General features: G+C 43.7%; 22 protein-coding genes. 6 read left to right on the top strand and 16 right to left on the bottom strand.

The genetic code is table 11. The annotated features are described in order from the left end of the window. Nucleotides 1-301: 301 nt before the first annotated feature. Nucleotides 302-2,650 carry a glycoside hydrolase family 2 protein gene (locus tag M3180_RS15585; RefSeq protein ID WP_251669189.1) on the top strand — a complete coding sequence of 783 codons (2,349 nt, stop codon included), beginning with the start codon at nucleotides 302-304 and terminating at the stop codon, nucleotides 2,648-2,650. A gap of 99 nt (nucleotides 2,651-2,749) precedes the next feature. Here the strand turns inward: M3180_RS15585 and M3180_RS15590 are convergent, their stop codons facing one another. The 10 genes from M3180_RS15590 to M3180_RS15635 all read right to left on the bottom strand — a co-directional run bounded on the left by M3180_RS15590 (nucleotide 2,750) and on the right by M3180_RS15635 (nucleotide 12,688). Continuing rightward, nucleotides 2,750-3,292 (bottom strand): HPP family protein, encoded by a 543-nt coding sequence (locus M3180_RS15590; protein ID WP_251669191.1) that lies wholly within the window; start codon nucleotides 3,290-3,292, stop codon nucleotides 2,750-2,752. A gap of 86 nt (nucleotides 3,293-3,378) precedes the next feature. Further along, nucleotides 3,379-4,110, bottom strand: a complete 732-nt coding sequence (locus tag M3180_RS15595; protein WP_251669193.1) for an ABC transporter permease — start codon at nucleotides 4,108-4,110, stop codon at nucleotides 3,379-3,381. Continuing rightward, a complete protein-coding gene (locus M3180_RS15600) occupies nucleotides 4,111-4,821 on the bottom strand; it encodes an ABC transporter permease (protein WP_251669195.1) in 711 nt (236 codons plus the stop codon). Then, entirely contained in the window at nucleotides 4,821-5,729 is a 909-nt protein-coding gene (locus tag M3180_RS15605) for an ABC transporter ATP-binding protein (protein WP_251669197.1), read from the bottom strand. The genes M3180_RS15600 and M3180_RS15605 overlap by 1 nt, the downstream gene beginning before the upstream one ends. Before the next feature lie 214 nt (nucleotides 5,730-5,943). Further along, the gene (locus M3180_RS15610) at nucleotides 5,944-7,299 is read right to left on the bottom strand and encodes a HAMP domain-containing sensor histidine kinase (RefSeq protein WP_251669199.1); all 1,356 of its coding nucleotides are present in this window, start codon (nucleotides 7,297-7,299) and stop codon (nucleotides 5,944-5,946) included. After that, nucleotides 7,296-7,964 (bottom strand): response regulator transcription factor, encoded by a 669-nt coding sequence (locus tag M3180_RS15615; RefSeq protein WP_251669201.1) that lies wholly within the window; start codon nucleotides 7,962-7,964, stop codon nucleotides 7,296-7,298. The genes M3180_RS15610 and M3180_RS15615 overlap by 4 nt, the downstream gene beginning before the upstream one ends. A 1,532-nt stretch (nucleotides 7,965-9,496) precedes the next feature. Continuing rightward, nucleotides 9,497-10,159 (bottom strand): MBL fold metallo-hydrolase, encoded by a 663-nt coding sequence (locus M3180_RS15620; RefSeq protein WP_251669203.1) that lies wholly within the window; start codon nucleotides 10,157-10,159, stop codon nucleotides 9,497-9,499. A 90-nt stretch (nucleotides 10,160-10,249) separates the two neighbouring features. Beyond that, nucleotides 10,250-10,681 (bottom strand): MerR family transcriptional regulator, encoded by a 432-nt coding sequence (locus M3180_RS15625; protein WP_251669204.1) that lies wholly within the window; start codon nucleotides 10,679-10,681, stop codon nucleotides 10,250-10,252. A 295-nt stretch (nucleotides 10,682-10,976) separates the two neighbouring features. Beyond that, nucleotides 10,977-11,711, bottom strand: coding sequence for a glucose 1-dehydrogenase (locus tag M3180_RS15630; RefSeq protein ID WP_251669207.1), 735 nt, complete (start codon nucleotides 11,709-11,711; stop codon nucleotides 10,977-10,979). Nucleotides 11,712-11,914: 203 nt separating this feature from the next. Further along, the gene (locus M3180_RS15635; protein ID WP_251669209.1) at nucleotides 11,915-12,688 is read right to left on the bottom strand and encodes an alpha/beta fold hydrolase; all 774 of its coding nucleotides are present in this window, start codon (nucleotides 12,686-12,688) and stop codon (nucleotides 11,915-11,917) included. Nucleotides 12,689-12,879: 191 nt separating this feature from the next. Here M3180_RS15635 and M3180_RS15640 point away from each other — a divergent pair, with 191 nt between their 5' ends. From M3180_RS15640 to M3180_RS15650, 3 genes are all read left to right on the top strand, one after another. Next, nucleotides 12,880-14,484: an alkaline phosphatase family protein gene (locus tag M3180_RS15640; RefSeq protein ID WP_251669210.1), complete on the top strand. Its 1,605-nt coding sequence runs from the start codon at nucleotides 12,880-12,882 to the stop codon at nucleotides 14,482-14,484. Between the two features lie 83 nt (nucleotides 14,485-14,567). Further along, nucleotides 14,568-15,155, top strand: coding sequence for a Crp/Fnr family transcriptional regulator (locus tag M3180_RS15645; protein ID WP_251669212.1), 588 nt, complete (start codon nucleotides 14,568-14,570; stop codon nucleotides 15,153-15,155). Between the two features lie 52 nt (nucleotides 15,156-15,207). Then, a complete protein-coding gene (locus M3180_RS15650) occupies nucleotides 15,208-15,942 on the top strand; it encodes an SDR family oxidoreductase (RefSeq protein WP_251669214.1) in 735 nt (244 codons plus the stop codon). A 2-nt stretch (nucleotides 15,943-15,944) separates the two neighbouring features. Here the strand turns inward: M3180_RS15650 and M3180_RS15655 are convergent, their stop codons facing one another. Then, entirely contained in the window at nucleotides 15,945-16,424 is a 480-nt protein-coding gene (locus M3180_RS15655) for a DinB family protein (RefSeq protein ID WP_251669216.1), read from the bottom strand. A gap of 180 nt (nucleotides 16,425-16,604) precedes the next feature. Between M3180_RS15655 and M3180_RS15660 the strand changes: the two genes are divergently transcribed. Continuing rightward, nucleotides 16,605-17,156 (top strand): CGNR zinc finger domain-containing protein, encoded by a 552-nt coding sequence (locus M3180_RS15660; RefSeq protein WP_251669218.1) that lies wholly within the window; start codon nucleotides 16,605-16,607, stop codon nucleotides 17,154-17,156. A gap of 193 nt (nucleotides 17,157-17,349) precedes the next feature. Here M3180_RS15660 and M3180_RS15665 read toward each other — a convergent pair whose 3' ends face one another. The 5 genes from M3180_RS15665 to M3180_RS15685 all read right to left on the bottom strand — a co-directional run bounded on the left by M3180_RS15665 (nucleotide 17,350) and on the right by M3180_RS15685 (nucleotide 23,436). Further along, nucleotides 17,350-18,702 carry a glycoside hydrolase family 30 protein gene (locus M3180_RS15665; RefSeq protein ID WP_251669220.1) on the bottom strand — a complete coding sequence of 451 codons (1,353 nt, stop codon included), beginning with the start codon at nucleotides 18,700-18,702 and terminating at the stop codon, nucleotides 17,350-17,352. A gap of 64 nt (nucleotides 18,703-18,766) precedes the next feature. Further along, nucleotides 18,767-20,392, bottom strand: a complete 1,626-nt coding sequence (locus tag M3180_RS15670) for a type 2 periplasmic-binding domain-containing protein (RefSeq protein WP_251669222.1) — start codon at nucleotides 20,390-20,392, stop codon at nucleotides 18,767-18,769. Nucleotides 20,393-20,467: 75 nt separating this feature from the next. Beyond that, on the bottom strand, nucleotides 20,468-21,355 hold the full coding sequence (locus M3180_RS15675; RefSeq protein WP_251669224.1) for a carbohydrate ABC transporter permease: 888 nt from the start codon (nucleotides 21,353-21,355) through the stop codon (nucleotides 20,468-20,470). 17 nt (nucleotides 21,356-21,372) lie between these two features. Continuing rightward, entirely contained in the window at nucleotides 21,373-22,335 is a 963-nt protein-coding gene (locus M3180_RS15680; RefSeq protein WP_251669226.1) for an ABC transporter permease, read from the bottom strand. Between the two features lie 99 nt (nucleotides 22,336-22,434). After that, nucleotides 22,435-23,436 carry a LacI family DNA-binding transcriptional regulator gene (locus M3180_RS15685; protein ID WP_251669228.1) on the bottom strand — a complete coding sequence of 334 codons (1,002 nt, stop codon included), beginning with the start codon at nucleotides 23,434-23,436 and terminating at the stop codon, nucleotides 22,435-22,437. 371 nt (nucleotides 23,437-23,807) lie between these two features. On the opposite strand from M3180_RS15685, the gene M3180_RS15690 reads away from it, so the two are divergent. Then, a complete protein-coding gene (locus tag M3180_RS15690) occupies nucleotides 23,808-24,365 on the top strand; it encodes a DUF1697 domain-containing protein (protein ID WP_251669230.1) in 558 nt (185 codons plus the stop codon). The last annotated feature ends 36 nt before the right edge of the window (nucleotides 24,366-24,401 follow it).

The raw sequence follows: 24,401 nt of genomic DNA on the forward strand, positions 1-24,401 counted from the left end.
GTTGTTTTTTAATGACGTCCTTCGTATAATGGTGTAAATGTAACCGCTTTCTATGATGATCCGGCAAATTTTATAAGCAAACTGTTCTTCACTTTAATCATACTTCTCTTTCATCGTTCTACTCTTGAATAGTTCTACTCTTGTATAGTTTCACTCTTGTTTCACTCTTGTTTTACTCTTGTTTTACTCTTGTTTTATTCATGAATTATTCTCTCTTGAATTTGTTATTTTCTTGGGTCTTCTTAGCCCTTTATGAAATGGGTTTCATAAAGGGTATGTTATTCGTAACTGGAGGGTGTGAATGACAAGTCAAAAAAAGATGCTCCTGATTGCCTTAGTTGCAGTCTTGTTTATCGTCTGTCTTGTTACTTTAACTATGAATATGAGGGAGAAAAAAATGATAACTAGTGATACTGACATGCTAGTAGAAAATACGGCTGTCCATTTGATTGAGCATGATGGCGTGCAGGTAGCCTATCAAAATGGATTACCAATCCCTGAGTTTTCTACTTGGAAGATGAATGAAGAACGCAGACAATATATTTCCTTGAATGGAGAATGGAAATTCGGACATGAGGATGACATCAATTGTCCCCAAGCTGATCTTACATGCAGCGATACTACGTATGATGATTCCGCTTGGTCTGTGCAACCCGTTCCAGCAAGTCTTGACCTAGCCTACGATAATAAGAAATACCAATATACATTCGGTTCATTTTGGTTTCGTAAAGTCTTTAAGGTCGAACAAGATTGGAACGACAAATTCGTTAAATTAAACGCGCTAGGAATGGGCTATCATTCTGTTGTTTTTATCAATGGAACGAAGGTTGGAGTGAATGAAGGCAGCGCAACGCCCTTCTCCTTCAATATTTCGCCTTACTTAAATTATGGCGAAGACAATATCATCGCTGTCCAAATTATTAGACGAGCACACGACCATGAAGATGTTGGAGCTCTGCCAGCTGGTGGATTTGACTGGTGGGATTATTCCGGCATTACTAGAGATATCTACTTGGAGGCGACAGCTCCACAGACGATCTCTAAAGTCATTGTCGATGCTTCTCCTCTTAAGAAACGAGTCCGTGCTTCTGTCGTCCTACTAAACTACAGCAAAGAAGCTGCAACGCTAGATGTGCAGGTTCATCCAGGTGTGGACAATATAGAAGCTCAAACGAAAAGCGTATCGTTAGGTGCGGATGAAGTAAAGGTCGTTGGCTTTGAATTTGATGCACCGGATATCGAGGCGTGGTCAACAGAGTCACCCAACCTATACCAGCTAACAGCTGAAATTATAAATGGCGATCGGCTCATTACACAATATGGCGCGATAGACGTAGAGGTTGGAGATGCAAAGGTGCTAGTTAACGGCTCTCCAGAATGGTTCAAGGCGACAAACTGGCACGATGAGAACAAAGAGTCAGGCCGATCCATGTCACCTGAGGAATATCGTGCAGAGATTGATGTCGCTAAAAGCGCGAGCGCTAATCTTATCCGTAATGCTCACTACAATCGTCATCCATATGCTTATGAGTATGCTGATCAGATCGGAATCTTTGTCATGGATGAGATCGAGAATTACTGGTTGAGTGAGCAGGCGATCGGTCATCAATTGTACGAAAAAGGGTTATCACGCGAAAAAGCAATCGCTATGGCTTGGAATCAGGTGAATCATCCATCTGTCATCATTTGGAGTGTGGCGAATGAAAATACACCGAATAATACGACACATTTGGCATGGTTTAACGATATGAGAGATGCAGTAAGATTGGTCGACCCTAAGAAGAGACCTGTCACCTACGCTTCCAATACCCAGCATCATCCGGTTGATATGTCCATGTCAGCGGCCGATATTATCGGATTCAACCAATATTATGGCTTCCACGGTGGCGAATCTGAGGATTACGGCGCCGAGCAGTACAGAAAGAAATTGCTAGAAATCCACGAGCGTTACCCTAGCAAGCCTATCATTCTATCAGAGAATGGAACATGGTCGAGCTTAGGCGATCGCGCACGCGAGCAGTGGCAAGCAGGCAATTTTGCTGCCCATTGGGACGTAACCGTTACTTATCCATTTACAGCAGGCTACACCTTCTGGAATCTAAAGGATTATCGCAGCAAGATGGAGTACACAAGCCGAGATCCTCAGCGCCTGTCGGGAATGGGAATGGTGGATTGGAATAATCGTTCACCTAAGGTTGTCTATTACTACTTCCAGGAAGCAACAGATCGCGGTGCGAATCGGATCATGAATCCTCGCTTTGAACGGGGTATTGAGGAATGGCAGGTTATCTCCTCTACTAAACAACAGTCGGTCACGCCTACTGAGGAAGGTCTGCAGCTCACATTAAATGCATCAGACTCTATTATGTTGAAGCAAAATGCATTTGATCTCTTAGCGGGCAAATATGTATTAGAGCTTCAATTAAGCAGTCCAGAAGATGCTGTAGCTGGAAAAATTGTGCTTAAGTCCAGCTATTTGTCTGGCGGATCATTAGAGAAGACGTTTGATTCTAGCGGCTCGATCAAGCTGCCATTTACGCTGACGCATAATGGGGTTACCAGTGTAACTGTTCAGCTTCAATTTGAAGGCACAAAAGCGAATGAGCAGATCATCATCGAACAAGTGAATTTGTTTCCCGAGTTGAAGTAGCAAGCAAATGAATAGGGCTGTTCAGCGAGTAAGCATCTGCTTACTTGCTGAACAGCCCCTTCTTGCGTTAAATGATATTTATTGCAGCTAGTCCATCGTTTAATGCCAATATGTAGGATACGCTCGATTGCTGCGTAAATTGTTAATGATTAATCCCATAATTACGATCGTTACCGATCCGATAAGGACTGGCGTAACAAGATACTGCCAGCTATAGCCACCTGCGATAATAATGATCGGATTAGCCGCGGCAGGCGGGTGCGTCGTTTTCGTCAGCATGACGACAATTAATGAGACGCAAACGGCTAGTGCAAGCGTCCATGCATAATAGCCAAATAATGCGTGCACAGCTATACCGATTGCACTTGAGAGCAAATGCCCACCAATTACATTACGCGGCTGAGAGTAAGGCACCTGCCATGCGCCAAACACAAGCAAGCAGCTCGCTCCGAATGGCGCCATAATCCATAGTGTTTCAGTAAAGCCAGTTAATGAAAGCAATATTCCGATGGTAACCGTCCCGCCTATTACGACTGTTAGCATATCTTTGATGTCAACGGTGGATGGATTATTCCCTCTGCCCGCCATCTTCGAGATATAGCGGTGCATCACATGCCCTGTCTTTGTTGCAGTACGATTCATTGTATATTTCTTCCTCCATTTCCCATCCATCAATATACAATGAACCGTACTACCTGTCAATTTTATCTAAGTGAAGCGTTGACCTACTAAACCTCCTTGCGCTGCAAGTAAATAAAGCCGGCGATAAAAAACAAGACAAAGCTACCTCCAATGACCGTGATGAGCTGCTCCCACGGAGCATAGAAAATATCACTCTCATTATCCGTAATATACATCATCAAAAAAGGCTGTCCCCACGGATAAAAGGGCGCAAGATCTTCCGAATTCAGAACAAGCATCGTAGGAATCGTAAAGATGACATTTACAGCAAATGGAGCAGCCAAGGATTGAAACAGCGTGGAAAGAAACAGCATAAGCGCGATTAGTGGCAGTGTTGCAAGCCAGCCCCCTATCGTACCGCGTATCAGCAGCTCTAGCGGGAATGGTTCACCATACTGCTTCAACAAGCCAGCCACTAGCAGTGCGAGCAGCACAAGCAGCTGCATACATAAGCTTAATAGGCTAACGATTAGGAATTTGGCTACATATACCTTTCCCCGCGTCGTTGGTAAAGCAAACAGCTGCTTCCAGCCCCCTGCTTGATGCTCATAGCGACAAATTAGCGTTGCAAGCACACCGATCATTAGCGGCAAAAACAAAACGCCATAAGCTAGATTCGCATTTATCGCTGCATACACGTACTTTTGACCTGTTAGCTCCTCTGCATCAACATTAACATTCAAAGCAATCGCCAGTACGATTAGAGGTGCCAGCAATATAAAGGGAACGATATTCGTTTTCCATAGTTTAAACCATTCTGTCTTCAGCAATGCCTTCATTTAGCTCACATCCTTTCTACAGAAGTGCCACATGCCAGCTATAAACAGCAGCAAGCCAGCACTAATGCCAAGTACGATATTGATGAAAGGATTATTCCAATCGTTCGCTAATGTTGGCCATTTCCATAGGAACCAATCGGGAAGAAAAAAAGCCATGAAAGTCAGAATTACTCCGACTACCCCTATGCTCACGGTGATGCCCTGATTGTTGTTAGCGACCGCAACCCACAGGTGAAACGCAATGAGCGCCTGTGACGCAAGCCACGGATAAAAGCTGACTTGCATAATGCGCAGCCACGGGATGTCATCGCCTAGACCTAGCGTTAGTCCGTATAACGTCGTGCCGATGCCTAGTATAATCGAGGATACGAATAATAGCGTCGTCGCGATTACGTACTTAGATAGATAGACTGACGATCGACTGACCGGTAGCGCCAGCCATTGCTTCCAGGCATTCGTTTGGTTCTCTATACTTGCCATCATCGACGTCAAAATGACGATACCTAATACGAGTGCAAGCGGCGTTAAGCTAAGAATATTGTCTAAGTAAATCGCCCAGTCGTCATCGCTTAATGACAGCAAATAATCTTTGCGAACGCCATAATTGACCATCGTCAAACCGACTACACCTAGCGGGCCTAATACGGTTAGAAACCAAAGACCCTTTCTCTTTATTTTCATCCATTCTGATCGAAGTAATTGGCTGAGCATTATAAACTCACCCCATCCGTCATACTTAAGAAAATTTGCTCGAGCGACTGCTTGTTTTCCTCCACCCGATAGATGTCATGTCCTTGATGAACGAGTAAAGAGACCGCATCTGCCACACTGCGATTCGAGCAGTTTTCGAGAATAAGCTGCTCTTGCTCATGAGCAGCTGCAAGCTCCAGCTGCTTCAGCGCAGCAACCGCTTTGCCAGGCTCACTGCATTGAATTCTAATCGTAGAACGAGCCAGCTTTCGCAAATTCGACATCTGATCCTGATAGATTAGCTTCCCCCTCGACACCACGCCTACCGCTGTAGCGATCTGGTCGATTTCGGATAAGAGATGACTGGATATTAATACAGTCATGCCATATTGCTGCGGCAAGCTTTTAATAAGCTCACGAATCTCAATAATGCCTGAAGGATCAAGTCCGTTCGTTGGCTCATCCAGCACCAGCAGCTTCGGCTGATGCAGCAATGCTGCGGCGATGCCCAATCTCTGCTTCATCCCTAGTGAGAAGCCTTTAACTTTACGATGAGCAGCCTCCGTTAAGCGCACCGTTTCCAATACCTCACTAATGCGCTTATGTGGTACGCCTACGATTTCACGCACAACGTTCAAGTTTTCATAGGCGGTAAGATGCGGATAGTAGGATGGATTCTCAACGAGCGAGCCGACCTGACGCAAGATATCTAGCTTATGCTTCTGTAGCTCCTTACCAAAGATGCGCACTGTACCAGATGTAGGCTTCATTAATCCAAGCAGCATACGAATGGTCGTCGTTTTCCCTGCTCCATTCGGACCTAAAAACCCGTAAATTTCCCCTTCACGAATGACCATATCGACATGGTCAACCGCTTGCTGCTTCTGAAATGTTTTCGTTAATTGCTCTGTTTGTACAATAATACTCATGTTTTTCACCTCTAAAGCCAGTATAAATAGGCAAGGTTAAAGTGAGGTGTGGGGAAAGGTTAAATTTTGTTTAAATTAAAAACAGAACCTTCCCCTGTACTTTGGGAAAGTTCTGCTTAGTGGTTAGTCTTACGGAGTTGTTTTAATTTCTATTGTTTGACTTTTACAATTCCATTTCACTGAGAATCCAATGATTTCTGCTATGTCTAGAGGCTTAGTTTAGAGGATGTCGTATTTCTATGATGAATTCTTCATCTCTACGATAGTGCTGCCATGTTAAGCCCATACCTTCTACCATCATATGGACGATGGACAAGCCAATGCCTGCACCCTTGTTATCAGTCACGCCATCCATCCCTTGACCACGATCTACCACACGGATCGCATCATAACCTTCGCAGGCTTCCGTTTCGATCGCAACAAGCTTGCCATCACGAGCATGTCGCAGCACGTTTTGCAGCAGGTTATCGAACATTCGCTTCATCCAGATCGGATCTACCTCCCACGTCGGTACGTGAAGCTCTCCAAGCCTCATCTCAATCTCAAAGCCATTTTGCTCAAATACCGCATACCAAGCCGCGATATGCTCCCGCAAAAATCGGTTAATTTGAAGCTGAGCCTGTTCATAGCGATACTGAGCACTCGATAATAGCGTATAGGCAAGTAAATTATCTACAAGCTCGTCGATATGACGGACGGAGCTATCCATCGTCTGCAGCGCTTTTGCTGCTCCATCAGGCAGCTCGTACTTGCTGACGGTATATGCATTAGCACGCAGCTTCGTTAGTGGAGTCCGAATATCGTGTGACAAATTAGCAATCAGCTCACGCCGAATCTGCTCCTCGTTCAGCTCTCTTTGGCGGCTATCATTCAATTGCTCCACCATATTGTTGAACGAATGCTCAAGCTGACCGATCTCATCTTGCTTCTTAACGTCAATAGATACTGGCAAGCCATCGGGATTACGCTTACTCATCGCACGCTGTAAGAAGAGCAGCCGCTTACGAATATTACGGAAAAATAAATACGAGATGACGATAAAGACGATAACAATAATTAAAATACCTGCCAGCAACCATATGCCGAATTTCTCAAAAATATCCGAATATGGATCTCTGAATAGCTCTCGAGGAAGCTCAACTACGACAAAGCCATTGTTCTCCTTGCCCTCTACAAAAGCAACGACTGTAAAGGGATCTTTACCATATCTGCTCTTCATAAAAGAAACAATGTCTGACTGTGACCATTGCTGTGGCAGCTCATATTGTACATTCCAGCTGCTCAGTAGCTGCCCGTCCTGGCTAATCCAGAACATACCTGCCTCTGGGTATTGCTCGCTCCATTTCTGATAAAGCAGCTTTACGTCCTCTTCAGTGGCAGAGGTGTCACTTGCAGCCTGATGCCAGCTGTTTTCTACTTTCTCATACTCGGGTATATCGTTTTGAGCCATTTGATTCGTTATACCGGTGAAAATAATTGCACCGCCAATATACGTTAGTTGAAACAGACCTAACGCACACAAAATAATAACCATATACTTAGCTTGCAGAGAGCCGAATAGCTTCCTCATAGCTTCACACGATAACCGATTCCGCGAATCGTCTCTATGATAGTTGGCTGTGATGGGTCAAGCTCGATCTTCTCGCGCAAATATCGGATATGTACCATAAGCGTTTTATCGCCTTCGATATAGCTTTCTCCCCATACCTGCTCATAGAGCTGCTCCTTCGTCAGTATTTGGTTCAAATGACGAATAAAGCATTGGAACAGCAGAAATTGCTTACCCGTCAGCAGTATCTCCTCATTCGTCTGCTTGTTCACAATGTGAAGCTCCTTCGTATGAATCCGCAAATGCTGGAGCTCTATCGTCTGCTCATTTTTCTGAAAGCGACGAAGCAGTACCTCGATGCGTGCAGCAAGCTCATCGGGATGAAATGGCTTTGTCACATAATCATCCGCGAAGCTTAAGCCTTCGAGCTTGTCCTCCACTGCTGTTCGCGCCGACAGCATGAGGATAGGCAGCGTGCTGTTTTCTCGTTTTAGACGCTTACCAATCGAGAATCCGTCTAGTCCAGGGAGCATAACGTCCAAAATTGCTAAATCTGCTTGCCCCGCGTACGCTTCAGCTCCCTCTCCTGATTGTAGCCAGCTTACTTCGTAGCCCTTATCCTGCAGCTCCTGTGACAGCCACGAACCGATCTCATGATCATCTTCAATGTATAAAATGTGAGGCATTTTTGACCAACTCCGTTCTAATCAACGATATCGTCATTATAGCCCACAAGTTTTTAATCCAGCAACGGTTGGTTTGGTCTTGGTAAAGGCGTGAGGGTGGATACTTGGGTCGAGGGGCGGTGACTTGTGCGGCGTGGGGCGGTGACTACTTTCTCTGCGCGGGGAGATATTGTGGTGTGGGGGCGGTGACTTGTGCGGCGTGAGGGCGATGAATGGTACGGCACGAGGAGATATTGTGGTGTGGGGGCGGTGACTTGTACAGCGTGGGGCGATGAATAGTACGGCACGAGGAGATATTGTGGTGTGGGGCGTGCTATCTTGGGTGATTTTTCATACAAATGAGGCATTTACGGCGCTGAATCAGCGACTTTGGGTGATTTTTCATACAAATGTATCACTTACGGCCTGAATCAGCGACTTTTGAGTGGTTTTTCATACAAAGTGGCACATTCGGCGCACGATTAGCACCTTTTGTATGGTTTTTCATACAAACGAACCACTTATAGCGCTGAATCAGCGAATTTGGGTGCTTTTTCATACAAATGAGGCAGTTACGGCGCTGAATCAGCGACTTTGGATGATTTTTCATACAAATGAGTCACTTACCGCGCTGGATCAGCGAATTTGGGTGCTTTTTCATACAAAACCGTCACTTTCAGCGCTGAATCAGCGACCTTGGGGTGGTTTTTCATACAAATGAGGCATTTACGTCGCTGAATCAGAGACTTTGGATGACTTTTCATACAAATGAGGCATTTACAGCGCTGAATCAGCGACTTTTGGGTGGTTTTTCATACAAAGTGGCGCATTCGGCGCACGATTAGCACCTTTTGTATGGTTTTTCATACAAATGAACCATTTATGGCGCTGAATCAGCGAATTTAGGTGCTTTTTCATACAAATGAGCCACTTACGGCGCTGAATCAGCGACTCTGGGTGCTTTTTCATACAAATGAGGCATTTACGGTGCTGAATCGGCGACTTTTGTATGGTTTTTCATACAATTGAGCCACTTATGGCGCTGAATCAGCGAATTTGTATGGTTTTTCACACAAATGAGGCATTTACGGTGCTGGATCAGCGACTCTGGGTGCTTTTTCATACAAATGAGCCACTTATGGCGCTGAATCAGCGAATTTGTATGGTTTTTCACACAAATGGCATTTACGTGCTGGATCAGCGACTTTGGGTGCTTTTTCATACAAAACCGTCACTTACAGCGCACGATTAGCAACTTTTGTATGGTTTTTCATACAACTGAGCCAATTACGGTGCTGGATCAGTGACTTTGGGTGATTTTTCATACAAATGCGGCATTTACGGCGCTGAATCAGCGACTTTGGATGACTTTCCATACAAATGTATCACTTACCGCGCTGAATCAGCGAACTTGGGTGCTTTTTCATACAAAACCGTTACTTACAGCGTACGATCAGCGCCTTTTGTATGCTTTTTCACACGAATGGGGCAATAACGACACATAGTCACCTACTTTTGGGTGAGCTGCTTTCAAATTACAATATGCCCCTACACTATACAGCGTATTGCTTCATATACTCATCGATTTGCAGATGTGCATCCTTTACATCATCACTATGTGTAATGCTCACTAGTGCTGGCTTTAGCTCCCGGACGATACGACTACTTGCAATTGCCTGATCCATATATGCGGTAAACATTTTCATTGGCTGCTGAAGCTGTCCTTTTTTTGAGGTAAATAGGTCTCCGCTGAGCAATACGTTATCCTTGGCATGATAATACACGACATGACCAGGTGAATGACCTGGCGTATGATAAGGGATCAGATCACCGAAGGCTTCAAGCTCACCATTTTCGTTTATTGGCAGGGGCTGCACAACGTTTGGAGGGACGAGTGCCTCCGCTTTCTTTCTACGTGGGAATGGAGCTTTGCCTTCCATATAGTCCAGATCAAAGGCATGAGCATAGACAGGAATATTTCGCTCACGAATGATGTTCTTCACCCCGCCGACATGATCAGAATGACCATGTGTCAGTAGGATTGCCTTTATCTCGCCAAGCTTTTCGGCCTCGCGCAATATATGTTTACTCATAAAGGCCATACCAGTATCAATGATGTAAACACCATTACTAGCCTGCACAAGCCATACACTAACCTTGAACAAACACCAGAATTCCAGCTTCGTAATATGCTCTGAAATTTTGCAAATTTTCATAAATAATCCTCCCTTATTCCTCTAAATGACTGGACTATCTTAATAGTTTGACTCCTTCACCACTACACTTAAACAACCCCCACACAAACCTTAAGCTTCATTTCCTTTATCCGACATACTGAGATAAATGTCATCCACAAGCTCATCGATTTTCGATTGATTTTCGGCGTATTTTCCTTGCTCCATAAAGCTGCCAGCAAGTCGCAGTGCGTGCAGTGCATTTTCATAAAACTTAATTTTCCGCTCAATATCTTCAATCTTCTGAGTGAATGTTGTCACTGACGCAATATTACACTCCTGTGAAATCGGCTGCTGCTCCAACGTAAGCAAATATCGGATTTCTTGCAGTGAGAACCCTATTTGCTTCAGCACAATAATATACTTCATTGATTTTTCACATTGGTCATCGTACAAACGATAGCCATTATCTAAACGCTTCGGCTTCAGCAGCCCTTCTGCTTCATAATATCTTGCTGTATCACTCGTAATCTGATATTTCTCAGTAAATTGTTTAATATGCATCGTGTGCCCTCCTCTTTAAGGGTAGCGTATCATTGGAGTATACTCCAAGGTCAATAGTTTTTTGACAATGAATGCATTAATTGTTTCATCATGAATGCATTCATTATTTCATTGGTTAACGTGAACGAACAAAATCAGAAAAGGCCGTCTTAAAAGTCATTGTTTATGACCTTAAGACAGCCTCTATTACGTTGCGCAATTGCTTTTTACTATTTTAATTGTCACCTTTAAGTGACGGAATGCTCACTTCGTATAATTGAAGGGATTTCTACTTCGCACTAAAATTCAAATCTATCTACTGAGCAGTCAAACCGCCATCAGCGACAAATTCGGCTCCAGTTGAGTAGCTAGATTCATCGGATGCTAGAAACAGTACAAGATTCGTAATTTCCTCTGATTGGGCAATACGCTGCAGTGGAATGAATTTCGCAAACTGTTTAATTTGCTCTACTGCATCGCCTTCCGAAACCATCGGTGTTTCGATCACTCCAGGATGAACTGAGTTTACGCGAATTCCATATTTAGCAAACTCAATCGCTGCTGCTTTACTCATTCCACGAACAGCGAATTTTGAATCCGTATAGCCCACCGCACCAGCAACCAGCCCATTAATGGAAGATATGTTAACAATGGAGCCATTTTCAGTCTTTTTCATAGAGGGTAGCACAGTCTTCATCCCTAGAAAAACCGATACTTGGTTAATATCGATAATTTTACGATATTGCTCCTCTGTCATTGCCTCAAAGCTGCTTGCTACGCTGATCCCTGCATTGTTAACCAATATATTCACTGGTCCGAATGCTTTCTCAGCTTCTGTAACAACACGTTCCCAGTCCTGTGAACTCGTCACGTCTTGTTGAACAAACATTGCATTTTCCCCAAGCTCAGAAGCAAGTGCTTGTCCCGCTTCTGCATTTAAGTCCGTAATAACGACCTTTGCACCTTCCTCAACAAACCTACGTGCATGAGAAGCACCCATACCGCGAGCTCCGCCCGTCACAATAGCAACCTTATTAGCTAATCTACCCATCTGTCATTACTCCTTTATTGTGAAGTGTGAATTATGAAGATAAGTAAATTATAGCGCTCGGAAGTTTCGAAAGCAAAAATGTTGAAGTCCTACTTTCCGTTGCTTTCTCATACTGCAAAACCTCAAATTATGGTTAAAGTTTAGCTTATTACATTTATGCTCGAAAGTTAACTTATTGCCTTAATATTTCACAACATGAAACATTAACAAGGTTTACCCTCTGGTAATAAGCCTTGCTCAAGCCACGCTCTTAGCATATCATTGAACGCTTGAGGTGCAGCCATGGAAATGCCGTGCCCTATATTAGGCAGCACCACTGCATGGCAGTTAGGGTTGGCATCACTAAGTAGCTTTGCCGACTTACGCATCATCCCTTTTTCTTTATCACCTACAGTAACAAGCATTTGTGACTGTGCACGTGAAAACTGAGATGGGATTTGGAAGCTCATATTTTCTTGAAGAACGCGTATTAATGCTTCAGCTGTAATCTGCTTGCTTTCTTCAAAATAGCGCTCAAAATCGTCATCCTGAACGTACAGTGTTTTGGATTGCAGCCTTGAAAATGAACGATTGCGAATTAGCGGGTGCATTAGCTTAATTGATGGGCCGATCCATCTTGCCATCGCGGGCTGCGGTACAACGAGCGCACTATTAATCATGGCATAATCAATAAGATCAGGCTTCATGCTTAGCATCTGTACAAGCACCTGCGCTCCTAAAGAAAATCCCACCACATTGACAGACATCCCGTTCGCTTTGTTCTCAATTAGTTCAAGCATTGCTTCTGCGCTTGACTCCATCGAAAATGGCGGCGTCTGCTTGCTTAAGCCTTGCTCTGGAAGATCGGGCACTATACAGTAATAATCCGAAAAATGTTCAACCTGTCTTTTCCACATCCAGCCGCTTACTCCGCCCCCATGTAAAAACAGGAGAAGTGGGCCATTTTTATCGCCATACTCTTCATAGTGTACTGACATTTATTGCACCTCATCTCTTCATGCTGTCTGTTATTGAGGTAATTCTAGATGGTAGCACTTATGTCCTGCATTTCTATAGAATCATCACTAGTTAAATTGGGCATACTTCCCATACCTATACCTCTAACCTCTAAGCATTGCACTCATCACAAGCAACATGAACAATAATTCATAGTGAAGGAGACTTTTCCTTGTTAAACAATGCTAAAGCTTCAAAAAAACTATCTATGCTTGCCGCTATCCTACTCTTACTATTAAGCGTTGTTATGTGGCTAATAATTGCGCTGTCGATAACGCAAGAGCGAAGCATTGCTGCGCCGATCGAGAAAGCTAATAAGCCGGTCATTGTTCTACTGTTCGATTCACTGATGAATGAGCCTATGCAAGCTGCGGTTAAGGAAGGGATGACTCCCGCTATTTCTTATTTGATGAAGCATGGCACATTATATCCTGAGGTCGTCAGCGCTTATCCAACGATGTCTGTATCGATTGACAGCACAATCTTGACTGGCAGCTACGCGGACAAGCACCGAATTCCAGGACTCATATGGTTCAACGAGTCCGAACAGCAAATCGTTAGCTACGGTAGCGGACCTCATGAGATTTGGGATAATGGTGTAAAGCAAGTGCTGCAAAACAGCATCCTTAAGCTGAATGGGCAGCATTTAAGCGATGAGGTTAAGACGATTCACGAGCGATTAGCCGAAGCACAGATTCAAAGCGCCTCGATTAATGGCTTAATTTATCGCGGCAATACCCCTCACACGTTGACCATACCTGGGCTGCTGTCGCGTTCTAGCCTGATGCCTAGCAGCGTTGCTGCAGTGAATGGTCCAGATCTACTCTCGCTTGGTGTGTTAGCACAATATAACAAAAAGAACGACCAGCATAATCTTGCGTGGGACCGCTTAGGCATAAATAATAAATTTACAGTCCAGGAGCTTGCGTATCTCATACAGAATGATAAGCTGCCAGCCTTTACGCTTGCATACTTCCCTGATACGGATGCAACCCTGCATAAGCACGGACCTCAACATTTGCAGGCTATAAAAACAGTCGATGAAACGATTCAAAGCCTATTTAATCTCTATCCTTCCTGGGATCAGGCATTGGAGGAAGCGGTGTGGATCGTATTGGGAGACAGTGGGCAATCGCTTGTTCTTGAAGACAAAGAGCGTGGATTAATCAATATGAATGAGCTGCTGTCAGGCTACAGCTTATGGAGCAAGAAGCATCCGAACGGTCAGCTTGCCTTTGCGCTGAATGAGCGTATGGGATATATCCATATTCTAGATGAACAGCTACCCCAAGAGGAGCTCATTCAACGCTTAAAGCAGGAAAAAAGAATTCAATTTATTGCTTGGCATAAGGATGGTGTGAACTATGTTGCAAGCCCAGAGCATGAGCAGCTGCTCATCTATAAACCTAACGGACCTTATCGCGATTCATATCAGCAAACATGGAACATCGCAGGGGATTTATCCTTATTGAGCTTAACGCTTGATGACAAGCAGCAGCTTTATTATGAAGACTATCCTGATGCACTTGCTCGATTACATGGCGCTTTACATACACAGGAAGGGAATTTCATCATTATTGATGCCAAGCCCTCCTATGAATTTTCTGATCATCACAGCTATAACCATACAGGCGGCGGCTCGCACGGTTCTCTTCACAAAGTAGATTCACTTGTTCCGCTTATAGCTGCTGGTACAACGATAGAGCTCAAGGATACGAGACTTGTTGCACTCCAAGAGTGGCTGCTATCGATCGTTCTCGGGCAAAATAAACTATAAATTGTTCGCATTAAAGGGAAGGGATTCATGTGACGCAACTGGAATAAAGCTATATTTCATATAATGTTAAGGGGACTGAAACGATGGAATTCGCATGGCTATCGCTTTACAGTAAACTTCAAACGATGTCAGACATTCCAGATGAACAATGGACTATATTCCAAAAGCTAGCTGAACCAATGACAGTCAAGAAAAATAGTTATTTTGCTCGACAAGGTGAGCCTTCTAATTCCATTGCCTTTTGTATGAACGGTTTATTGAGACTGTATTATACAACTGCGGATGGTACAACGTTCAATAAGAGCTTTTGCAGCTCAGGAGACTTTGTAGCATCTTATCGTGCCTTACTAACTAGCTCGCCATCATACTTCTCAATAGAAGCATTAATGGATAGTGAATTGCTAGTTATTCGTTACGAGCATTTTCAATCGTTATTTACAGAGCATATTTGTTGGGAACGATTAGGAAGAAATATAGTAGAGCAGCTGTATATAAAAAAAGAACAACGTGAATACGAGCTACTTATGCTCTCAGCGGAGGAACGTTATCGTCTATTTCTAGAAAGACATTCTCACATGATCAACGATATTCCGCAATATCATATTGCATCTTTTCTAGGAATTACACCCGTTGCCTTAAGTAGAATTAAAAGAAAAATTAACCTAGGTTAATTACAAGCTTTCTCTTTCTCGCTATATTGAGAAAAGAAAGGAAGTGGGAGCTATGAATCGATCAGGGCATACTGTGCTTATTACTGGTGGCGCTGCTGGTATTGGTCAGGCGCTAACAGAGAAATTTATTAGTACCCATAATGAGGTTATTATTGTGGGACGCAATGAACAGAAGCTGAAAATGATGAAGCAGCGCTATGCTGCTATCTCAACCTATACTTGCAATCTGAACGATAATGAGCAAGTAAAGCAGCTTGCTGAGCAAGTGATTCATAACCACCCGCGGCTCAGTGTACTCATTAACAATGCAGGAATACAATACAACTATTCTCTTGCTGGCAATGAACTTTATGATGCTCAGATTGAAGCTGAAATTATGACGAATTTGACCTCGCCGATCTTGTTGACTGCTCAACTTATCCCGCTCCTTAGACAACAAAAACAAGCAGCCATCGTCAATGTATCCTCTGCTTTAGGCTTTGTTCCAAAGCAATCGGCACCTGTCTATTGTGCAACCAAGGGAGGACTCCATATATTCACCAAGGCCCTTCGCTATCAGCTTGAGTCTACGCCTATTAAGGTGTTCGAGATCATTCCTCCCATTGTCGAAACCGACATGACAAAAGGCAGAGGACACGGGAAAATATCTCCCTATGAGCTAGCAGAGCAGTTTTTCCGCTATTATGAACAAGATCGCTTTGAGGCCCCTATCGGTAAATCCAAGTGGCTCAGTCTAATAAATCGCATACTTCCCACATTAGCTGAACGAATGCTACGAAACAGTTAGATTCATGCCCACTTGCTGCTAATTAACGTTATGATGCTTTTTATAGCAGCATAATGCATCGCTTCGTGGTACAGACAAAAGCTAAGGCTCTCACCTACTGTTGATAGATGCAATCCTGTCGATGTCGCGTAGCTTTCAGGCAGTGGAGCATTCAAGCACTGTTCGTTCTGTGCTTGAATTCGCTCAAGCTGCTGCTTTAATAACGTGATAAGCTCCTCTTTCGTTGGTGCTTTTTTCGTCCACTCCTTAGGGGATGTACCTGTAGCAAACCATTCGTGAAAGTGCTCAGGGATGTTTGCCTCCTCGCCAGTCAACGTAAATGCGAATTTTTCTGTCACAACATAAATATGACCGAGATTCCATTTTACATGGTTGTTCAGGCCCTCAGGAATAATCTCAAGCTCTTCTTCCGCTTGTTGTTCAATCGCTCGAATGGTCTGCAGCCGTGCAAATTCAAGCTGGTTAAATATCCAATCCTTCATCCACATCTTCTCCTTTTCATAACAAAAATTAACCGTATAACGCATGGTTTAATAGTTAAAATTATACATTGTACTCATTAACCCGTCAATCATGGTATAATAGGTTAAAATCACGTAAGAGATTGGAATGAACGGATGAACACAGAATTGAAGTTCCCTTTGCTTTCTGGAGATCTATGCATGGATCTCGTCAATACAGAGGTCGTTAGCTATGGTCATCGGCATGATTTACTTGCTGAGCCAAGTCATCTTATCGCTTGGATCGATACGTTAGCGGATGCCGGTTATATCAACTATGAGCAATTTCGAGCACCGGTTGCGCAATGGGCAGTGGAAGCTTTGCCTGAACTTCGCAGCCTGCGCTCGTTTTTGCGTTTACAGTTTGAGCGAATGGCCGATGGTGTGCGAGCAGAGGAAGGCTGGATTGCTCATTTGGAAGCGATGATAGAGCGCGCGCCATTTGCTTATCAATGGCGTAAGGATCGCATGCTTTCTGTTCCTGTCGGTGCTCCTGAGGCTGCATTATTATCGATCATTGCGCTCAATGCTATGCAGCTGCTAGCAAGCGGTCAGCTTCAGCACGTTCATCGCTGCGGCAACATTGAATGTGTGCTGCTGTTTATCGATAGTAATCCGCGCCGCAAATGGTGCTCGATGAAAATTTGCGGAAATCGCATGAAGGTAACACGCCATCAGAAGCAAAAAAAGCAAGAGCAAGCCAAGGACATATAAGTAGATAAAAAAGAGCGTAAAGCCTCTTTATGAAGTGCCCCTATCAAGTAGTAGACAGTAGAAATAATAAAATGACTACTACTACAACGATAGGAGCATATCACATTAGCTTTACGCTCTTAATGATTATTCATATTAATTATTCATCTTCCGAGATCTATTAAGGGTGTCAGTTGGTACCGATATAAGTTAATTAATCCTCAACAAACTGCACAGTTACGGCGCTTTTAGCCCCCAGATTCAGCTCGATCGGCTCATGTCCCGCCAGCTCAATCAATACATTACTTGCTTGTTCACTATCATTAAAGGCAATAACGGCAATTGACCCGTCAACGTTGCGCATCGCAACCGTATGGATTGCTTCATGATCTGCACTAGCTTCTATACGGAGCGCCTTCGGACGAACACATTTGCTAAAATGTGCAAGTGCGTAGTAATCAAGCGTATACTCCAGCGTTTTCGTTTGCTGATTTACCTTCAGCAGTCCTCTGCAGGTGCTCTCCCCGAAGCCTGGAACGAATGGACCATTCTCCTCATCAAGCGCCATATTCCACAGCACAAAGCTCTTACTGTAATTACGAAGGATAGCAATACCAGTGCGCATGACGTTGGAGAACGCAGGCTCAAAAGCAGGAATCCAATCACCGCCAGAGCCCTCCGTAAAGTGAACCTCTTTACTAGGGTTCGTAAGGAACACATCACTCTGTGCGCTCGGTCTACCGCCATACCAATGCCAAGCTACGCCGTCTACAGCATCACCAGCCTCATCCAGCACGTGAAGCGGATAATCTGGTCGATCCCAGTTATGATCGTAGCACAGTATCTTCGTCGTAATTCCTGCTGCAACGAAGGCAGGCTTGAGATGATGCTTAATAAATTCGCTTTGCACCACTGGCAGCATCAGCATGCCAGGATAGTGACCTGGACAATATAACGGCTCGTTCTGAGGCGTCACCGCATAGATGTGCAGCCCTTGTGCCGCATAGGCTTGAATGTATTTCACAAAATATTGCGCATACGAAGCGTAATATTCTGGCTTCAGCTCGCCACCGATCATCGAGCCGCTCGTCTTCATCCAGCCAGGCGCACTCCACGGAGATGCCATTAGCTTAAGCTGTGGATTAAGCTTTTGCGCTTGCTTCGTCAGAGGGATAATATCTGCTTCATCATGTGCAGCAGAGAACCTTGCTTGATCAACGTCCTCCTCGCCCTCTGGAAGATCGTTGTAGCTGTAAAAATCTCTTGCATAATCAGAGGCACCCATCGGATTACGAATGACAGATAGTCCGATGCCCTGCTCTGGATGGAACAGCTTCTGCATCGCTTCCTCACGCTGTGCTTCCGTTAACACTTGATTCATTAAATATGCAGAGGAATCTGTAAAGGATGCGCCGAATCCATCAATTTCTTGATAGGCTTGCTCGGGATTGATCGTAATCTTTACCGCCGCCCCTTCTCTCGCCTGCGGCTTCAGCTCCTCTAGCGTCTTTGAAGCGAACAGCTCATGCTCTCCACTTGAGTAATACAATATGACGTTTCTTGCCATTCCAAACCACTCCTCTACTCTCTATGCTGACTACTTCTGATAAACGGACGTATTGAACAGATACTTATAAACCAAGCTTTTCTTTGTTTCTTGCCATTTTTTCGTTGTAGATACTTACAATTGCATCCCAGTTGTTATCGTTCAGGAATTGCTTGTATTCCTCTAGCACCGAATTGAAGGTAGCATCGTCCTTCGAACGGATCAGACTTACAAGTGTCGTATTCCACTGTGTATTAATCGCACTTAACGAACGCGCTTCTGCCGTACCTTGATCTGGATTGATGTTCTCTAGAATGAAGTGTGGTACAAGCTTGCCCTTACCCCATTCCTGCATTTGCTTAATGGAATCCGGGAAGGCATCATCACTCAATGTTTTATGACGATCATGACCGAAGAACATAAATTCCCCGAAGCGGTATTCCTTCTTAAATTGATCCGCATTGTTCAGCTGCATTTCCTTTACTTCTGGCATAAGTGCAACTTTACCCTCAGCATTAATCTCATACGTCTCGCCTTCAATGCCATAGTTCATCAGCATTTGTCCTTCTTCACTGAGCAAATACGTGAAGAGCTGAATAGACTTGGCAGGATCTATATTGGAGTTTGTAATGAAGCTAATCATCCAGCCTGTAATACCAGATTGATTCAATGTCGGTGAATTGCCTACGGTGCTTTGCGGTCCATCAATCGCTATATATTCCTTGCCTTCGTTGTTGCTTGCGAATATTTGAAGATTACCACCCTGCTGCGGAGTACCATCTAACATCATCGTAGCGTACTTTCCTGATTTGACCTTTTCCTCGAAAGCGGTACCATCATCTGCGAAGCTGTCATCACTAATTAGACCGCCGCGGTACGCTCCATTCAGCGTGGAGATCCAAGTTAAATAGTCCTCGTCGAGATTACGATTGTAGTGGTTTCCGTCTGCATCCGTTAGCGGAACACCGATGAAGTCCTGGAATACATCGCCTAAGGAGCCTGTGCCGGTTCCGATTGAGTTAAAGCCAAATGGAATTAGCTCCGGAAATTGAGCTTTAATCGCTTGCAGTGTCGCAGTAAATTGCTCTGGTGTCGAGAAGTCAGGCTGACCTAGCGCTTCGTACACATCCTTACGAATAACGAAAGCTGTTTTCGCTGGAATGGTCCCTTGCTCATAATCCGCTTGCGTATTGGAGTAGTTCGGATAGCCATATGTTTTACCATCTGCTAGCTGAAACCAGTTTAACGTATCCTGAGCTGCAACCTGATTGAAGTAAGGGTCGTATTTCTCAGCCAGATCATTTAGCGGCAATGCCCATGTATCCGCCTTTTGTACGATTGAAGAATTAGAATCAAACACGGAAATTAAATCTGGCATATCGTCACCAGCAAAAAATGTATTTAGCTTCGTGTCGTCCCCAGTAATGAACGTAATATCAAGATTTAAGTCTTCTTTAATCTTTTTCGTTACAACATCGTTGCCATAATCGCTATTCCACCAGTCGGCATTCACATACCAGGTCAATGTCGTCGATTCTTTCGTATCTAGCTTCCACGCCGGCGTATTCGGATCAAGCGTATAGCGATCCTCGATTGACGTATTTAACCCAGCACCACCGCTTTTTTCCTTGCTGCATGCCGACAATACAAGCACGACAGCCATTAACAACATCAGCAAAATTTTTGTCTTATTCTTTCTAGCTGTTCCCATTAAAAACCCTCCCTTTAATAAAAACGTTTTAATTTTTTAGTGCAACAAGCTGATACAACCTTCAATCCTTGAGCTCTATTCTTTTACCGCACCCAGCATCATTCCTGAAATGAAATAGCGCTGTAATAGCGGATAAATAGCAACAATTGGCAATGTAGTAATAACAATTGTCGCTAGCTGCACCCCTTTGGTCGTCGTTTCAATGATGACGGAGCCGCCGATGTTTTGCATCGATTGTGTTTGAGACTGAACAATGATCTCATACAGCTTCATCTGCAGTGGATAAAGTGCTTCATTCGTGACATACAGCTTCGTCGTCATGAAGTCGTTCCACTGATTCACACCATTGAACATCGCGATCGTTGCCATAGCTGGCATAGAAAGCGGAATAAAAATACTTAAAAATACTCGCCAATCTCCAGCACCGTCAATTTTGGCTGATTCCTCTAGTGAGGAAGGCACATTTCTGAAAAAGTTCATTAAAATAATGACATCATAAAAGCTTAACAGCGCAGGTATGATGTATACCCAAAAGCTATTCAGTAATCCAAGGGACTTGATCAATAGATAAGTTGGGATCATCCCTCCGGAGAAAAACATCGTAATGACACCCATCGTCACATAAAATTTACGTCCACGAACATTGCTCTTGCTTAGTCCGTAAGCGACCATCGCGCAAAAGAGTACGTGCGTAAGGACACCTATCACTGTTTTCGCGACGGAGATAAAGAACGACTGACCGATCGAATCATCTCGGAATACGGCACGATAGTTTTCCAGCGACAGCTCGGAAGGCCAAAATATAAATCCTCCTTCAGCGAGTGCTTTGCTTGAGCTAAATGATGAAATAACGACATTCCACAGCGGTACTAGAATGAGTATCAACACAATCGATAGGCATGTAATGTTGATCGTATCGAATACACGACTATCCCAGTCCTTGCGCATAATTTTTCGTTCCATGCTTTTCCTCCTCCTGCCTACAATACCGACTGATTATCATTTAGCCTCTTCGTAACTGCATTAGCGGAAACGAGCAAAATGACAGAGACAATTGAAACACCTAGACCAACTGCAGTCGCGTAAGAGAAATCCCCCTGTGTCATACCCATTCGGTAAACGTACGAGTTAATAACCTCGGCCTTCTCACGGTTTTGCGAGTTCATTAATACGAGTGTTTGATCCAAATTAGAGCCAAGCAAGCCGCTGATCGTCAAAATCAAATTCAAGCTGATCATCAGCTTCATATTGGGGATCGTAATATGCCAGATCTGCTTCAGACGATTAGCACCGTCAATTTTCGCAGCTTCATAATAGGTTGGATCGATCTTAGCCATGACGGCCAAGTACAGAATCGTTCCCCAGCCCGCTTCCTTCCAAATATCAGAGAGCGTGGCGATCCACCAGTACTTATCTGGATCCAGTAGAATGTTTCTCGGCTCATCGATAATGCCTAGTGCGAGCAGCAGCTCGTTAAACAATCCTGTCGTCGCAAACCAGTTAATCAGCATACCGCCTAGCACGATCCATGATAGGAAATGCGGTAAATACGATATCGTCTGCACAAATTTCTTAAAGCCTCGTAAGCTCACTTCGTAAATCATAATGGCCAAAATAATCGGAACGATAAATCCAATCGCTAGCTTCAAAAAGCTAATGCCAAGCGTATTGACGACCGATTCCCAGAAAAACTTATCCTTCATAATAATTTCAAAGTTTTCGAAGGCTACCCAAGGAGCGGTATCGAGACGGTCAATGACCGTATAGCGCTTAAATGCAATCGTTAAGCCGTAAATTGGAATGTAGCAAAAAATAAACATAAAAATAACACCAGGCCAGATCATCGACTGTATTTCCCATTGCCTAGCAAAATCAACGAAAAACTGCTTAAACCGTTGCCCCATAGTTGGTTTCTCGCTCATATAGCCAGATGCTTTACTCATGTTTCAGCCCCCTCGCATAATAAAAACGTTTTTATTTTTCGTAAAAATTTTTTATGTGTGTTTTTGCAATATTTTTTTGAGCTATCACCCTTCTATGAATCAGCATTTGATTTGTGTAGAGCCTCTTACAATCATTTCACCTGGCAGCTTTTCGATTTTCCCTTGCTCTTTTTGCTGGATTAGATCGATAAGATGCTCAATCACCATAACGCCCTGCCTCTTAATCGGATTGCGAACGGTCGTTAATGGCGGGTTAAAGTAAGGAGCAATATCAATGTCATCGAAGCCCAATACACTAAAGTCCTTCGGTACATCATAGCCCTCTGACTTTAAGGCACGAATACAGCCAATTGCACTTAAGTCATTCCCTGCTAAAAATGCTGTCGGCAGCTTTTCAGCGTGCTTATGCATAAAATACTTAACAGCATTATAGGAGCCTTCCTCCTCGAAGTATCCCTGCAATATATAATCATCGTCAATCGGATAATTAAACTCTTGAAGTGCGGCCAGATAGCCTTTTTTACGTTGAACGCTGTCGAACATCGAATCAACGCCCGAAATATAAGCGATCTGCTTATGACCTAAGTTAATTAAGTATTTTGTTGCTTCATAGCCAGCCACATAGGAATCAAAAATGATACTGCCCATCGATTTGTTGCTAAACATGCGATCCAAGAACACAGCCTTAATATTGTTCTTCTCCATCGCGGCAAGCTCTTTTTCTGCGATTCGCTCTTCCTCGAAAATAATGACGCCATCTACTCTTCCACCAAGAATATTGCTCATTATTGTCTTTTTATCCTTCGTCACAAAAACGTTCAGCCCATAGCCTCGCTTCTCGCACTCACGCGACATCGTGTCTACTAAAATATAAAAATAAGGACCGGACACGCTCGTCGTGAAAAAGCCGAGCATTTTCGTTTTTCCTGACTTTAGCAGCTTGCCGTTCAGATTCGGCACATAGTTTAGACGCTTTGCAACATCAAGCACATGCTGCTTCGTTACCGGATTTAGTACATCCACATCATTCAATGCATTAGAAACTGTGGAGATCGACACCCCAGCTTCCCTAGCCACATCTTTTATCGTCACTTTTCTCATGAAGTTCTTCCTTTTCAATAAAAACGTTTTTATATCTAAAAAGTTAGCATAAAAGCGTTTCCATTACAACTGTTTTTTACAGAAATTAAACTTTTTATTTTTTACAACAAAATCGATTGCCGTAATGGAACTCCCAAGCTTTTACTCATTCTAGTTGGTTTGCTCTTTTTCGATACGATTAATAAATTCATTTAGTTGGCTTACAATACTTTTAGATTTAGATTCCATCATAGAAAATACCTGTTTCCATGACTTTGAAATAATACGGGTTCCTTCCTATTCTAGTTGTTGCTTTATGTAAATTTCTGTTAGTATCTATAGTAAATCAACTCTCAAACTCTTTATCATCATTTAATCTAGGAGGTACCTATATGGTCTATGCGGCTCTACTGCGGGGAATAAATGTCGGCGGCAATAACAAGATCGATATGAAAACACTGAAAGCAGCATTCGAGCAAGTCGGCATGAACAACGTCGTCACCTATATTAATTCAGGCAATATTGTGTTCACTGCCGCTGACTACACTAAGGACGAGCTCGTGCAATTGCTAGAAAAAGCTATCCTGGACACGTTCGGACTACAGATTAAGGTGCTTATTGTCAGCTTAGAAGATATGCAAAAGGTCATGTCCACTCTTCCAGCCTCATGGACAAACGACGACAAGATGCGAAGCGATGTGTTGTTTTTATGGGAAGCGATCAATGATGAATCTATCCTTGAAAGGCTCCCATATAAGCCGGAGCTAGAAACGGTGAAGTATGCACCTGGTGCCATACTATGGTCAATAGACAAAGCAACCGTAACGAAGGGCGGCATGACTAAGCTAATTGGTACGAAGCTATATCAGCAGATGACGATTAGGAATGTAAACACGACTCGTAAAATATATGAGCTTATGCTGGCGGCAGAGAAACAGGTAAAAGAATAAGGACATTATCCGAGACCTTTAAGGCCACGATAATGT

Origin of the sequence: Paenibacillus camelliae, from assembly GCF_023715345.1 — a bacterium.
Classification (GTDB): Bacteria; Bacillota; Bacilli; order Paenibacillales; family Paenibacillaceae; genus Pristimantibacillus; species Pristimantibacillus camelliae.

Excerpts from the sequence above, each read along its gene's own strand:
- M3180_RS15585 (WP_251669189.1), top strand. The coding sequence starts at position 302 with ATGACAAGTCAAAAAAAGATGCTCCTGATTGCCTTAGTTGCAGTCTTG.
- M3180_RS15590 (WP_251669191.1), bottom strand. The coding sequence starts at position 3,292 with ATGAATCGTACTGCAACAAAGACAGGGCATGTGATGCACCGCTATATC.
- M3180_RS15595 (WP_251669193.1), bottom strand. The coding sequence starts at position 4,110 with ATGAAGGCATTGCTGAAGACAGAATGGTTTAAACTATGGAAAACGAAT.
- M3180_RS15600 (WP_251669195.1), bottom strand. The coding sequence starts at position 4,821 with ATGCTCAGCCAATTACTTCGATCAGAATGGATGAAAATAAAGAGAAAG.
- M3180_RS15605 (WP_251669197.1), bottom strand. The coding sequence starts at position 5,729 with ATGAGTATTATTGTACAAACAGAGCAATTAACGAAAACATTTCAGAAG.
- M3180_RS15610 (WP_251669199.1), bottom strand. The coding sequence starts at position 7,299 with ATGAGGAAGCTATTCGGCTCTCTGCAAGCTAAGTATATGGTTATTATT.
- M3180_RS15615 (WP_251669201.1), bottom strand. The coding sequence starts at position 7,964 with ATGCCTCACATTTTATACATTGAAGATGATCATGAGATCGGTTCGTGG.
- M3180_RS15620 (WP_251669203.1), bottom strand. The coding sequence starts at position 10,159 with ATGAAAATTTGCAAAATTTCAGAGCATATTACGAAGCTGGAATTCTGG.
- M3180_RS15625 (WP_251669204.1), bottom strand. The coding sequence starts at position 10,681 with ATGCATATTAAACAATTTACTGAGAAATATCAGATTACGAGTGATACA.
- M3180_RS15630 (WP_251669207.1), bottom strand. The coding sequence starts at position 11,711 with ATGGGTAGATTAGCTAATAAGGTTGCTATTGTGACGGGCGGAGCTCGC.
- M3180_RS15635 (WP_251669209.1), bottom strand. The coding sequence starts at position 12,688 with ATGTCAGTACACTATGAAGAGTATGGCGATAAAAATGGCCCACTTCTC.
- M3180_RS15645 (WP_251669212.1), top strand. The coding sequence starts at position 14,568 with ATGGAATTCGCATGGCTATCGCTTTACAGTAAACTTCAAACGATGTCA.
- M3180_RS15650 (WP_251669214.1), top strand. The coding sequence starts at position 15,208 with ATGAATCGATCAGGGCATACTGTGCTTATTACTGGTGGCGCTGCTGGT.
- M3180_RS15655 (WP_251669216.1), bottom strand. The coding sequence starts at position 16,424 with ATGAAGGATTGGATATTTAACCAGCTTGAATTTGCACGGCTGCAGACC.
- M3180_RS15660 (WP_251669218.1), top strand. The coding sequence starts at position 16,605 with ATGGATCTCGTCAATACAGAGGTCGTTAGCTATGGTCATCGGCATGAT.
- M3180_RS15665 (WP_251669220.1), bottom strand. The coding sequence starts at position 18,702 with ATGGCAAGAAACGTCATATTGTATTACTCAAGTGGAGAGCATGAGCTG.
- M3180_RS15670 (WP_251669222.1), bottom strand. The coding sequence starts at position 20,392 with ATGGGAACAGCTAGAAAGAATAAGACAAAAATTTTGCTGATGTTGTTA.
- M3180_RS15675 (WP_251669224.1), bottom strand. The coding sequence starts at position 21,355 with ATGGAACGAAAAATTATGCGCAAGGACTGGGATAGTCGTGTATTCGAT.
- M3180_RS15680 (WP_251669226.1), bottom strand. The coding sequence starts at position 22,335 with ATGAGTAAAGCATCTGGCTATATGAGCGAGAAACCAACTATGGGGCAA.
- M3180_RS15685 (WP_251669228.1), bottom strand. The coding sequence starts at position 23,436 with ATGAGAAAAGTGACGATAAAAGATGTGGCTAGGGAAGCTGGGGTGTCG.
- M3180_RS15690 (WP_251669230.1), top strand. The coding sequence starts at position 23,808 with ATGGTCTATGCGGCTCTACTGCGGGGAATAAATGTCGGCGGCAATAAC.